This is a genomic window from Kitasatospora purpeofusca (assembly GCF_000718025.1).
Taxonomy (GTDB): Bacteria; Actinomycetota; Actinomycetes; order Streptomycetales; family Streptomycetaceae; genus Kitasatospora; species Kitasatospora purpeofusca.
On sequence record NZ_JODS01000010.1, the window covers coordinates 235,871 to 248,900 of the forward strand.

Genomic DNA, 13,030 nt, shown 5'->3' on the forward strand with positions numbered 1-13,030 from the left:
GGTCGTCGTCGGCCAATCATTCCACGGCCGGGCGCCCTCGCGGTCACCCTCCGGTGCCGATTGCCCCGCATCGGGTGACCTGTCCGGTCACCGGCGTCCGCATACCGACCCCGGAACGCGGCACACCGGCCCGGGAACTCGGGTGGCCGGCCCGGAAGGACGGCGCCCCCGGAACACCACGAGCCTGCCCCTGAACGCCGGTGACCCCGGCGGCGGTTGCCACCGGGGTCACCCCTCTCCTGCTGTCCGGACGGTCAGTCCTCGTCGTCGCCCGCGCCGATCGCACCACCGGCGCCGCCACCCTCGACGGTCGAACCGTCGGCCTTCAGGTGGATCACGCCGTAGTGGTAACCGTGCCGGCGGTAGACGACGCTCGGCAGGCCACTGTCCTTCTCCACGAAGAGGTAGAAGTCGTGGCCGACCAGCTCCATCTCGTAGAGCGCCTGGTCGAGCGCCATCGGGGCGGCCGGGTGGGTCTTCTCCCGGACCACCAGCGGGCCTTCGCCCTCCACTTCCAGGGATCCCATCATGGTCTTGCGGACGGCACCGTTGGTGCTGCTCTCCGACGGCTTCGCCTCGGGCAGCGCGGCCAGGGCCGCGGTCGCCTCGGCGACGCTGATCGGGGTGCGGCTGCCGCTGCCGCCCTTGTGGACCCGACGCCGGTCCGCGGACTTGCGCAGTTGGGCGTCGAGCTTCGCCGAGGCCAGATCCAGCGCCGCGTAGGGGTCAGCGGCGGCGGCCTCGGCCCGGATCACCGGGCCACGGGTACGGAGGGTGATCTCCACGCGGTCGGACCGGTCGGCCTGCCGCGGGTTGTGTTCCTTGGACACCTCGACATCCAGGCTGATCGCCTTGGTGTCGAACTTCTGGACCTTCTCCAGCTTCTCGGCCACGTGATCCCGGAACCTCTTCGGCACCTCGGTCTTGCGGCCCTTGACGACGATGTCCACGCAGAACTCCGATCCCTCGTTCTGTCGCCGGCCCGGGTGCTACCGGACCGGACTGAGACCAGCCGGACCAGCCGATACATCCGCCGGCCCTCCGCTCCACCGGCAACGGTGGGAACGACTGGCCCTCACTGCACTTCCTCCCCACCAGGGACGGTTGAAACCCCCTGGAGCCTTATCGAACACCTCACACGGGGTTTTCGCCTCTCCGGCGGAGAGTTCGGGTATGACGGAGTGATGGGCCGGCGGTCAAGCTGCTGCACCCCTGTCTACCCTCTCGCGAGTGAAACACAGGTAAATACCTGGACAACACCCCCCGTACGGCGCATTCTTTGCTCACTCTCCGTGCCCCACCCGCGAGGAGCAGCCGTGCCGCGGACCCCCGCACCACCCCACCGGCAGTCCCACCGGGGACCCTTCGTCCACGCCCTGACCGGCCTCCTCGACGCGCTGCTCCCGGCCCCCTGCGCGGGCTGCGGCGCCGACCTCGGCCACCTGTGCCCGGGGTGCCGCCACCTCCTCGCCACCACCCCGCCGACGCCCGTCGCGGCCCTCCCCCGCGCGCACGCCGCCGCGCCGTACGACGGTCCGGTCCGGCGGCTGCTGCTCGCCCACAAGGAGCGCGGCGCGCTGGCGCTGGCCGGCCCGCTCGGCGACACGCTTGCCCGGGCGGTGCGCTCCGCACTCGTCCCCTGTCCCGGAGGGGCGCCCCTGCTGCTGGTCCCGGTCCCCTCCGCCCGGGCGGCGGTCCGCGCCCGGGGGCACGACCCCACGCTGCGGCTGGCCCGCGCGGCCGCCGGGGCCCTGCGCCGGGAGGGGCTGGACGCCCGCGCGCTGCCGCTGCTGCGCCACGCCCGGCCGGTCGCCGACCAGGCCGGGCTCTCCGCCGCCGAGCGCCACCGGAATCTGCGCGGCGCGCTCACCGTGCGGCCGCCCGGCCGCTTCCGCCGATCCGACCGACTTGACCGACCTGACCGACCCGGTCCCGCCGGGTACCGGCCGGTCCTGGTCGACGACCTGGTGACCACCGGCGCCAGCCTGGTCGAGGCGGCCCGGGCCCTGTCCGCCGCCGGCCTGCCGCCCGCCGCGGCCGCCACGGTCGCGGCGGCCGTCCCGCACCACCGCCGGCACCGCCCGGACACCTCCGACCGGTGAAGGGCCCCGCCCCCGGCCCACGCCGGGCGCCGGGCCTCAGCCCGGGTAGATGAACGCGGAGGCCTTGTAGGGCAGCACCAGCTCCCGCCACTGGTTGTTGACCAGCCGGTACGGCTTGATCACTTCCTTCTCCAGCGCCAGCGCCAGCACCGGCGGCGCCGGCAGCGCGTTCGTCCCCCGGGACTCCGACGCGGCGACGGCGACCACCTCCCCACCGCCCAGCAACCGCGCGTCCCGGTTCTGCGACCCGTCGGTGCTGATGTACTGCAGCTGCTGGGCCTTGTCCTTCTCCTTGCCCAGCACCAGCAGTTGGTCGGCCTCCGCCCAGGACACCGCCAGCACCTCCTGGAACGCCGGGTTGGCCAGCCGCAGCCCCGTGATCCTCGCGGTCGGGGCGTCCTTGGTCCCGCCGTGGACGAGCAGCCCCAGCCAGAGCCGCTGGTCCTTGCTGTCCTTGCCCTCCTTCAGCAGCAGCGCGACCCGGACACCGTCCGAGGACACCTTGATGCCCTGCACCGAGCGCCCGAGCAGGTCGTCCACCGCCACCGGCACGGCCTGCTTGTCCCGCACCATCAGCACCCGCGGCCCGACCGGGTCGCGGTCCACCACGTACAGGTCACCGCGCCCGTCCCAGGTCGGCGAGGTCAGCCCGTCGTCGCCCTTCGAACCCGGGCGGCTCGGGGTGGTGAGCACCGGCTGCGGCATGGCCGGCAGCGAGTCCAGGAACGGCACCGTGAAGAGCTGGTGGCCGTCGGCGCCGATCGCCGCGGCGCGCTCGCCGTCCCGGGCCACCGCGACCGCGCCCAGCGGCCGCCCGCTCTGCTGCACCCGCCCCAGCGGCCCGTGCACGGGCTCGCCGACGGCGTCCCCGCGCGTCTCGTGCAGCACGCCGTCGTCGGCCCGCTGGTAGAACTGCCGGGTGGACATCTGCCCGGCCAGCGAGCCGGGCCCGGTCGCGGGCTCGTCGGCGCGGCTCGCCTGGCAGACCGGGCCGCCGTGCTTGGCCTTGAGCTCCAGCCGTTCGACCTGCCCGGTGCCCTGGTCGGCGAGGGTGTAGAGGAGCTGGGTGGCCATCCGCCGGCAGGCGGTGGCGCTGCCGAGGTCGACCCCGCTGAGCGTCACGTGCCCGGTGCGGTTGTCGTCCAGGGTCACCGAATCGACGGCGTTGGGCCCGAGGCCCGCCGGGAAGGCGGAGCTGGCGACCGGCGCCAGCCAGGTCGACGGCCCCGAGACCAGCGCGCGGACCGCCGAACCCAGCGGGTCTATTCGGCGCCGCAGGTAGATCGGGTCGGCGATCAGCACGTCCTGGTTGGTCACCGAGGCCGCCGTCGGCGCGGACGGGTCGGGCGCGGCGTAGAAGAACCGGTCGACCTGGCGGTAGCTGTTGCGGAAGTTGACCTCGTTGAGGATCAGCCCGTCCGGCAGCTTGTCGATCCGCCACTCGCCGGCCTTCTCCCGCACGAAGGAGAAGTTGAACTCGATCATGCGCGGTGACTCGCCGATGTACGAGTGCCGGTCGTCCACCTGGGAGACCAGCTGCCCGGGGACCGGGATCGACATCTCGGTGTCGCTGTCGGTCACGCTCACCTTGAGGTGCCCCGGGTTGGAGGCGAGCACCTTGATGCCCGCCTCGGGGTTCCAGCTGGTCCGCGCGTCCGGTGTCAGGTACTTGCGCGCCGTCACATAGCTGTCGTCGGCGGTCAGCGCGTCGAGGAAGCCGGCCAGCAGGTCCTGCGGCTTGGCTCCCTTGGCGGGCTCCACCGGGAAGATCCTCACCTGGAGGTTCTTCTCCGCCGAGCTCCTGGACAGCTCGATCTTGGAGACGCCCCCGGAATCCGGCATCGCCGCGCAGCCGCCGGCCAGCAGGGCACCCACCAGCGCGCCCGCCGTCCCGGCCAGCCGCAGCTCAATCCTGGCGCTGGTCCTTCGCACGCTGCGACCCCTCCGTGTCCGTTCCACCCGTGCCGTCCGCCCCTGCGGCCTCGTCCGGCCCCGCGGTCCGCTGCGTCACCGACGGCCGACCGGGCGTCGGGTCCACCACGACCTGGGCCCCGGTCGCACCGTACCCCGCACCGACCGGCAGTACGTCGGACGGATCCGCGCGCGGGCCCTCGACCGGCCGTCGGCCGAGGCCGGGGCCGATGCTCAGCACACCGCCGAGCCCGCTGCCGAACCCGCTGCCGGAGGTGTCCGGCGTCTCCGGGACGGCCTGCTCGTCGGCCGCGGTGAGGGCCGTCGCCCCGGCCGGGCGCGCGGCCCGCCGGTACGGCGCCCCGTAGGTGCCCAGGCCCCGGTTGTTGCGGGAGTCCTCCGGCTCCAGCCGGAACGGCGCCCGGCTGATCTCGCCGCCGCGGGTGCGCGGCATGGTGAGCCGGAAGTGCGAGCCGCCGCCCGGCTCCCCCCAGGCCTGCAGCCAGCCGCCGTGCAGATGCGCGTCCTCGACCGCGATCGACAGGCCGAGGCCGGTGCCGCCGGTGGTCCGCACCCGGGACGGGTCGGCCCGCCAGAACCGGTGGAACACCCGGGACGCCTCGCCCGGCTTGAGGCCGATGCCGTAGTCCCGGACGCCGATGGCGACCGCGCCGTCCCGCGAGCCCAGCCGGACCACGACGTCCCGGCCCTCGCCGTGCTCCAGCGCGTTGACCACCAGGTTGCGCAGGATGCGCTCGATCCGCCGGGAGTCGACCTCGGCCAGCACCGGCTCGCCGTCGCCGCGGATCACCACGGCGCTGCCCTTGGCCTGCGCCAGCGGATCGGCGGCCTCGACCACCCGGCCGACGATCTCGCGCAGGTCGACCGGCTCGGCGTCCAGGACGGCCGCGCCCGCGTCGAAGCGGCTGATCTCCAGCAGGTCGGCGAGCAGCGACTCGAAGCGGTCCAGCTGCCCCTGGAGCAGTTCGGCGGAGCGGGCCGCCATCGGGTCGAGGTCCTCGCGGCTGTCGTAGATGAGGTCGGCGGCCATCCGGACGGTGGTCAGCGGCGTGCGCAGCTCGTGCGACACGTCCGAGACGAAGCGCCGCTGCACCCTGGAGAGCTCCTCCAGCTGCCGGATCTGCGCCTGCAGCGCGTTGGCCATCCGGTTGAACGACTCGCCCAGCCTGGCGATGTCGTCGGTGCCGGTGACCTTCATCCGCTCTTCCAGGTGCCCGGCGGCCAGCCGCTCGGAGATCCCGGCGGCCATCCGGACCGGTGTCACCACCTGGCGCACCACCAGCCAGGCGATGCCGCCCATCATGATCACCACGAACACCCCGGCGGTCGCCAGCGTGCCGGTGACCAGTCCCAGGGTCTTGGTCTCCTGGCCGAAGGAGAAGACGTAGTACAGCTGGTAGCTGCCGTTGCCGGGCCCGGTGAACTGCTGCCCGAAGACCAGCCCGGGCTCGGTGTCCGCGTGGCTCTCCGGCGAGCGCTGGATCCGGGTGGGCTGGCTGAAGCTCTGGCCGGGCTCCTGCGCGACCCTCGCCTTCAGGGTGTCGGGGATGCTGCTCGGCAGGATGTCCGCGGAGTAGCGCGGGCCGAGGCCGGCCTTGTCCGGCTGGACGGTCTGGCCGGTGCCGGGCAGCATCGCGATCACCGAGTAGACGTTCTGCCCGCTCGCCGCCAGGTCGCCGACCTGCTGGAGCAGCCAGGTGCCCAGGCCCTCGGGGGCCGGGTCGGTGGTCGCGGTCCGCAGCCGCAGGTCGTCCGCGTCGTCGATCTTCTTGAGCTCGGTCTGGAATCCCGCGAGCGCCTGGTCCCGGGCCGCCGACCGCTTGGTCTCCAGCAGCCCGGTGCGCACCTGCGCCACCACGACGACGCCCAGCACCATCACCACCACGACCGACAGCAGCAGCGTCGCCGCCACCACCCGCAGCTGGATCGACCGCCGGTACAGCGCCGCCACCCGGTGCAGGGGGCGGCGCAGCTGCCGGTTCAGCAGCGCGAGCAGGGCGACCGGCCCCCGGCGGCGGCGGTTGCGCACGGTCGAACTCAGTACGTCCCCGCGCACGGCGCCGCCACCCCCGTCGGTCGCGGTACCCGCCGGGGTTTCGTCGGCCCGGTACATCACGTCAGCTGGGCCCGGCCTTGTAGCCGACGCCGCGGACGGTCACCACGATCTCGGGACGCTCCGGGTCCTTCTCGATCTTGGAGCGCAGGCGCTGCACATGGACGTTCACCAGCCGGGTGTCCGCCGCGTGCCGGTAGCCCCAGACCTGCTCCAGCAGCACCTCGCGGGTGAACACCTGCCAGGGCTTGCGGGCCAGCGCGACCAGCAGGTCGAACTCCAGCGGGGTCAGCGGGATGCCCCGGCCGTCCCGCTTCACCGAGTGGCCGGCCACGTCGATCACCAGATCGCCGATGGTCAGCTGCTCCGGAGTCGGCTCCTCGGCCCTGCGGAGCCGGGCCCGCACCCGGGCCACCAGCTCCTTGGGCTTGAACGGCTTGGTCACGTAGTCGTCGGCACCCGACTCCAGGCCGACCACGACATCCACCGTGTCGGTCTTGGCGGTCAGCATGACGATCGGGATACCGGACTCGGCCCGGATCTGCCGGCATACGTCGATGCCGTCCCGGCCGGGCAGCATCAGGTCGAGCAGGACCAGGTCCGGCTTGGTCTCCCTGAACGCCGCTAGCGCCCTGTCCCCATCCGCGACGAAAAACGGCTCAAAACCCTCACCACGCAGCACAATGCCGAGCATCTCGGCCAGTGCGGAGTCGTCATCAACGACGAGGACGCGTCCCTTCATGCGTCCATCTTCTCATTACCGGATTGTGACCTGCCGCACAGCAGTCCCATTGCTCCAGAACGGCCAACTGGCGATCCGGTCCAATTCAAGCCAAACCGGGCCAATTTCCTGCCCCCTTCCGCCCCCCGGGCCCCCGGCGAAGCCGACGAATCGTCCGCCCCCCGGCCGTTGCCGTTCAGCAACCGGCTCCCCCTGGGGTGCGTCCGGGCACCATGGCACGATGGGCGCTGCGCGCGGGTGAAGATCCACCCGGTACCCCGCACCCCGAAGCCCTCCGAGGAGCAGTGATGACCGACACTCCGGGCTGGGCCTCGCCCGGCTCGTCCGAGCCGCCCCGCGACGGTGCCCGGCCCACCGCCGACGCACCCGCCGCAGTGCCCGGCCAGTCGGCACCGCCCCAGGACACCCCGCCCGCCTGGGGGACCACCCCCGGCGCCCCGCAGCCCCCCTACGCCGGGCAGCAGCCCGCCTGGGGCACGCAGCAGCCCGGCCACGGCGCACCGCCGCCCGGCTGGGGCCCGCAGCCGCCCGGCGGCGGTTACAGCTGGGGCGTGCCGCAGAGCCCCAAGCCCGGAGTGATCCCGCTGCGCCCGCTCGGCCTCGGCGAGATCCTCGACGGCGCGGTGTCCACCGTCCGCAAGCACTGGCGGGTCACCCTCGGCCTCGCCCTCGGCGTCGCGGTCGTCCAGCAGGGCGCCTCGCTCGGCGCCCAGCTCGCCATCCAGGGGGACACCGGCGACCTCACCCCGGTCCTGACCGCCCTGATCAGCCTGCCGCTCTCGATGCTGCTCGGCGTGATCGCCTCGGCCCTGCTGACCATGGTGGTCAGCCGCGCCATCCTCGGGCAGGCCGTGTCGATCGGGGACGCCTGGCGCGACGCCAAGCCGCGACTGCTCCAGCTCGTCGGCCTCACCCTGCTCACCGGTCTCATCGCCGGCGGCATCGTCCTGCTGGGCTTCGCCCCGCTGATCGGCTACCTGGTCTCCGGGGCCGAGGAACCGGCGATCGTCGGCCTGCTCGTCGTCGTGGGCCTGCTCAGCCTCCCCGTCGCCATCTGGATCGGCATCCAGCTCAGCCTGGCCGCGCCCGCCCTCATGCTGGAGAAGCAGGGCGTCATCACCGCCCTCTCCCGCTCCCGCCGGCTGGTCCGCCGCTCCTGGTGGCGGATCTGCGGTATCACCGTGCTGAGCCAGATCATCGCCGCGGTCGTCGGCGGTGTGATCAGCACCCCGTTCACGGTCATCGGCATGGTGATCGGCTTCGACGACTTCATCGGGCAGGTCGACGCCGGGCAGACCGGCAGCATGCCCGCCGCCATGCTGATCACCATGGCGATCGGCGGCGTCCTCTCCTCCACCGTCACGCTCCCCTTCACCGCCACCATCGGCGTGCTGCTCTACGTCGACCAGCGGATCCGCCGCGAGGCCCTCGACATCGAGCTCGCCCGCGCCGCGGGCCTGCCCGAGCACGGCGGCACCGGCTGGGGCGACCAGGCCGGCCCCGCCCCCGCAAGGCTCTGAGCCCGATGCCGATCCGGGGGGAGAACGTCGTGCTCGCGGGTGGCGCCCCGATCACGACACCGCGCGACGCGGCCAAGGACGCGGCCCGCGACGAACTGCTCAACGCCGACTACCACCGCCACGACCCGAGCCTCCAGGAACGGATCGTCGACTGGATCTCGGACCGGATCGACGAGGCGCTGGGCGCGCTCACCGGCGACGGCACCAGCGGCGCCACCGGCCTGGTCCTGTTCCTGCTGGTCGCCGCGGTGGTCGGCGCCGCCCTCTGGTGGCGCCTCGGCGCACCCGGGCGGGCCGCCCGCACCCACCCCGGGGTCTTCGGCGACATCGGCCCGCGCAGCGCGGCCGAGCACCGGGCCGACGCCGAACGGCACGCCGCCGCCGGCCGCTGGACCGAGGCCGTCCGCGAGCAGATGCGCGCCCTGGTCCGCGGCCTCGAGGAGCGCACCCTGCTCGACGCCCGCCCCGGCCGCACCGCCGACGAGGCCGCCGCCGAGGCCGGCCGCGCCCTGCCCGGCCACGCGGCCGAGCTCACCGCCGCCGCCCGCGCCTTCGACGACATCGCGTACGGCGAGCGCACCGCCGACCAGAGCGCCTACCAGTCGCTGCGCGACCTCGACCGGGCCCTCGAACGCACCCGCCCGGTCCTCGCCCCGGCCGCCGGAGGAGCCGCATGACCAGCGCCGCCCCCGCTCCCACGACCGACCGGGCCGCCGCCCCGCCGCCCGCCCCGACCGCCACCAGCACCGCCCCCACCGGCCGCGGCCTGTGGCGGCGCACCCGCTGGTACCTGCTCACCGCCGCCCTCCTGCTGCTCGCCGCCGTCCTGCTGGCGGCCGTCAACCAGGAGCGCCGGTACCCGCCGCTCGACCCCCGCTCCTACGAGCCCGCCGGCGGCCACGCCGTGATCGCCCTCCTGGAGCGCGAGGGCCTCCAGGTCGACCTCACCGCCGACCCGGCCGTCCGGCCCACCGGCGCCGACACCCTCGTCCTGCCCGAGCCCGACCTGCTCACCCCCGAGCAACTGGCCGCCGTCGCCGCCGCCAAGCACGGCCGGGTGGTCCTGGTCGCCCCCGGCCCCGCCGCCCTCAGCGCCCTCGTCCCCGGCGTCCGCACCTCCGACGAGAACGGCGGCGCCCCCTACGCCGGTGTGCGCACCACCGACCCCGGCTGCTCCCTCCCGGAAGCCGTCCGGGCCGGCAGCGCCCACCTCGGCGGCCTGCTCTACACCGCCGGCAGCCGCGGCGAGGGCTGCTACCCGCGCGGCCACGGCTACCCCCTGGTCACCGTCACCACCGGCCGGAACACCGACGTCGTGGTCCTCGGCAGCGGCGAGTTCCTCACCAACGAACTGCTCCGGAAGGACGGCAACGCCGCCCTGGGACTCGGCCTGCTCGGCTCCCGGCCGCACCTCACCTGGCACCTGCCCGACTACACCGCCCCGGTCGCCGAGGGCGGGCGGAAGAGCTTCCAGGACTACATCCCCGAGGGCTGGACCTGGGCCGGCTACCAGCTCGGCATCGCCGTCCTGCTCGCCGCGCTCTGGCGCGCCCGGCGGCTCGGCCCGGTGGTCAGCGAGCAGCTGCCGGTCGTGGTCCGCGCCTCCGAGACCACCGAGGGCCGCGCCCGCCTCTACCGCCGGGCCAAGGCCCGCGGCCGCGCCGCCGACGCCCTGCGCCGCGCCACCGCGCTGCGCATCGCCCCGGCCCTGGGCGTCCCGCCCGTGGCCGGCGCACCCGACCCCACCGCCCTCTGCGCGGCCGTCGCCGACCGCCTCCCCGAGCGGCCCGCCGGGGACGCCGCGGCCCTGCTGTACGGCCCTCCCCCGACCGACGACGCCGCACTGCTGCGGCTCGCCGACGACCTCGACACCCTCGAAAGGCAGGTACGGAAGCCGTGACCGAGAAGGCCACCACCCAGCTCCGCATCACCCCCGGCCCGGCGCCCGCCACCACCGGCACCACCGTCCCCGGCGGCAGCGCTCCCGCCGGCACCGCCGGCGACCCCCGCCTCGGCGACCCGCGCGAGGCGCTCACCGCCCTGCGCGCCGAGATCGCCAAGGCCGTCGTCGGCCAGGACGCCGCCGTCACCGGCCTCGTCGTCGCCCTGCTCTGCGGCGGCCACGTGCTGCTCGAAGGCGTCCCCGGCGTCGCCAAGACCCTGCTGATCCGCACCCTCTCCACCGCGCTCAGCCTGGGCACCAAGCGCATCCAGTTCACCCCCGACCTGATGCCCGGTGACGTCACCGGCTCCCTGGTCTACGACGCCCGCACCGCCGAGTTCTCCTTCCAGCCCGGCCCGGTCTTCACCAACCTGCTGCTCGCCGACGAGATCAACCGCACCCCGCCGAAGACCCAGGCCGCCCTGCTGGAGGCCATGGAGGAGCGCCAGGTCACCGTCGACGGCGAGCCGCGCGCCCTGCCGGTGCCGTTCCTGGTCGCCGCGACCCAGAACCCGGTCGAGTACGAGGGCACCTACCCGCTGCCCGAGGCCCAGCTCGACCGCTTCCTGCTCAAGCTGATCCTCCCGCTGCCCGACCGGGACCAGGAGTTCCAGGTCCTCGCCCGGCACGCCGCCGGCTTCGACCCGCGCGACCTCGCCGCGGCCGGCGTCCGCCCGGTCGCCGGCCCCGAGCACATCGCCGCCGCCCGCGAGCAGATCGCCAAGCTGACCGTCGCCCCCGAGGTGCTCGCCTACATCGTCGACCTCTGCCGGGCCACCCGGCAGTCGCCCTCGCTCTCCATCGGCGTCTCCCCGCGCGGCGCCACCGCGCTGCTCGGCGCCTCCCGCGCCTGGGCCTGGCTGGCCGGCCGCGACTACGTCACCCCCGACGACGTCAAGGCGCTCGCCCTGCCCACCCTGCGCCACCGCGTCGCCCTGCGGGCCGAGGCCGAGATGGAGGGCGTGACCGCGGACTCCGTGATCCAGGCCGTCCTCGCCCAGACCCCGGCCCCGCGCTGATCCCCGCACCCGGCATCGCCGCCCCGGGTACCACCGCCCCACGTTTCGCCGCCTCACCGTCGGCCCCGACGAAGGAACGCACCGCATGGCCATCACCGGGCGAACCGCCCTGCTCGCCGCGCTCGGCGCCCTCGTCACGGGCCTGCTGCTGCCGTCCTGGGCGGGCATCGGCGCCGTCACCGGAGCGGTCCTGCTCGCCGTCGCCCTCGACCTGGTGCTCGCCGCCCCCGTCCGCAGCCTGCGGATCGGCCGGGACGGCGACACCACGGTCCGGCTCGGCGAACCCGCCTCGGTCGAACTGACCGTCACCAACGCGGCCGGACGGCCCCTGCGGGCCCGGATCCGCGACGCCTGGGCCCCGTCGGCCTGGCGGCCCGGCACCGGGTTCGCCGCCTCCCGGCACACCCTGCGCGTCCCCGGCCACGAACGCCGTCGCGTCACCACCGTCCTCACCCCGACCCGGCGCGGGGACCACCACGCCCACAAGGTGACCGTCCGTTCGCTCGGCCCGCTCGGCCTGGCCGGGCGTCAGGGCTCGCACCTCGTCCCCTGGACGGTCCGCGCCCTGCCCCCGTTCGCCAGCCGCAAGCACCTGCCCTCCCGGCTCGCCCGGCTGCGCGAACTCGACGGCCGGACCTCGGTCCTGACCCGCGGCCAGGGCACCGAGTTCGACTCCCTGCGCGAGTACCTGCCCGGCGACGACATCCGCTCCATCGACTGGCGGGCCAGCGCCCGCCGCCACACCGTCGCCGTCCGCACCTGGCGGCCCGAACGCGACCGGCACATCCTGGTCGTCCTCGACACCGGCCGCACCTCCGCCGGCCGGGTCGGCGACGCGCCCCGGCTCGACGCCTCGCTCGACGCCGCGCTGCTCCTCACCGCCCTCGCCACCAAGGCCGGCGACCGCGTCGACCTGCTCGCCCACGACCTGCGCAAGCGGACCGCGGTGGCCGGCCGCTCCCCGAGCGAGATCCTCCCGGCCTTCACCAACGCGATGGCCGTCCTGGAACCCGCCCTCTACGAGACCGACATGCGCTCGCTGGTGGCCACCGCCCTGAAGATGGCACCGCACCGCTCGCTGATCGTGCTGCTCACCGGCCTGGACGCGACCTCCGCCGAGGACGGCCTGCTCCCGCTGCTGCCGCTCCTCACCAAGCGCCACGAGGTCGTCCTCGCTTCCGTCTCCGACCCCCACCTGGACGAGCTCGCCGCCGGCCGCGGCACGGTCGAGGCCGTCTACGGCGCCGCGGCCGCCGAGCAGACCCGCGCCGACCGCCGCCTCACCGCCGACCGCCTCACCCGCGCCGGCATCACAGTCCTGGACGCCCCGCCCACCTCGATCGCCCCGGCCCTGGCCGACACCTACCTCGCCCTCAAGGCCGCCGGCCGCCTCTGACAAAAGGCTCCCGGAGCCACCCGGGGGAGCACGAAAAAGCCCCGTCACCGATCCGGTGGCGGGGCTTTTGAGCGCCTTTCGGTGGACGGTGGACCTCCCCCCCACCCCGGCTTCTTCCGAATACCTGCAAGGGCCTTTCCCGGCGCTTCTCGGGGCCCTGGTCAATGCACTCCGCCGTCCTGTCGGGCAGCAATCCCGTACCTGCCGCCCGGGGAAATACCTCGACGGCAATTCACGCAGAACGCAAAGAACCCCCGCCGGTTTCCCGACGGGGGTTCTTCACAATGATTGTTCGGCGGCGTCCTACTCTCCCACAGGGTCCCC

The 13,030-nt window shown here is 74.5% G+C and carries 10 protein-coding genes; 6 read left to right on the forward strand and 4 right to left on the reverse strand.

The window, feature by feature from the left end:
* Nucleotides 1-254 precede the first annotated feature (254 nt).
* The gene (gene hpf, locus IF01_RS0117140; protein WP_030394302.1) at nt 255-950 is read right to left on the reverse strand and encodes a ribosome hibernation-promoting factor, HPF/YfiA family; all 696 of its coding nucleotides are present in this window, start codon (nt 948-950) and stop codon (nt 255-257) included.
* A 366-nt stretch (nt 951-1,316) separates the two neighbouring features.
* On the opposite strand from hpf, the gene IF01_RS0117145 reads away from it, so the two are divergent.
* Nucleotides 1,317-2,102, forward strand: coding sequence for a ComF family protein (locus IF01_RS0117145; RefSeq protein ID WP_051755526.1), 786 nt, complete (start codon nt 1,317-1,319; stop codon nt 2,100-2,102).
* 36 nt (nt 2,103-2,138) lie between these two features.
* On the opposite strand, the gene IF01_RS0117150 is transcribed toward IF01_RS0117145, so the two are convergent.
* Genes IF01_RS0117150 through mtrA form a run of 3 tightly spaced genes read right to left on the reverse strand, consistent with a single transcriptional unit; the run spans nt 2,139 to nt 6,829 of the window.
* A complete protein-coding gene (locus IF01_RS0117150; protein WP_030394304.1) occupies nt 2,139-4,034 on the reverse strand; it encodes an LpqB family beta-propeller domain-containing protein in 1,896 nt (631 codons plus the stop codon).
* Complete coding sequence (gene mtrB / locus IF01_RS0117155; RefSeq protein ID WP_030394305.1) at nt 4,009-6,147, reverse strand: MtrAB system histidine kinase MtrB; 2,139 nt, start codon at nt 6,145-6,147, stop codon at nt 4,009-4,011. Before mtrB ends, IF01_RS0117150 begins: the two co-directional genes overlap by 26 nt.
* 4 nt (nt 6,148-6,151) lie before the next feature.
* A complete protein-coding gene (gene mtrA / locus IF01_RS0117160) occupies nt 6,152-6,829 on the reverse strand; it encodes an MtrAB system response regulator MtrA (RefSeq protein WP_030247322.1) in 678 nt (225 codons plus the stop codon).
* Between the two features lie 287 nt (nt 6,830-7,116).
* Between mtrA and IF01_RS0117165 the strand changes: the two genes are divergently transcribed.
* The 5 genes from IF01_RS0117165 (at nt 7,117) to IF01_RS0117185 (ending at nt 12,706) form a co-directional block, all read left to right on the forward strand.
* The gene (locus IF01_RS0117165) at nt 7,117-8,349 is read left to right on the forward strand and encodes a DUF7847 domain-containing protein (protein ID WP_030394306.1); all 1,233 of its coding nucleotides are present in this window, start codon (nt 7,117-7,119) and stop codon (nt 8,347-8,349) included.
* Between the two features lie 5 nt (nt 8,350-8,354).
* A complete protein-coding gene (locus IF01_RS0117170; protein WP_030394307.1) occupies nt 8,355-9,026 on the forward strand; it encodes a DUF4129 domain-containing protein in 672 nt (223 codons plus the stop codon).
* Nucleotides 9,023-10,249 (forward strand): DUF4350 domain-containing protein, encoded by a 1,227-nt coding sequence (locus IF01_RS0117175; protein ID WP_030394308.1) that lies wholly within the window; start codon nt 9,023-9,025, stop codon nt 10,247-10,249. Before IF01_RS0117170 ends, IF01_RS0117175 begins: the two co-directional genes overlap by 4 nt.
* A 140-nt stretch (nt 10,250-10,389) precedes the next feature.
* A complete protein-coding gene (locus IF01_RS0117180; RefSeq protein WP_234338830.1) occupies nt 10,390-11,310 on the forward strand; it encodes an AAA family ATPase in 921 nt (306 codons plus the stop codon).
* An 85-nt stretch (nt 11,311-11,395) separates the two neighbouring features.
* Nucleotides 11,396-12,706 (forward strand): DUF58 domain-containing protein, encoded by a 1,311-nt coding sequence (locus tag IF01_RS0117185; RefSeq protein WP_030394310.1) that lies wholly within the window; start codon nt 11,396-11,398, stop codon nt 12,704-12,706.
* Nucleotides 12,707-13,030: the final 324 nt, after the last annotated feature.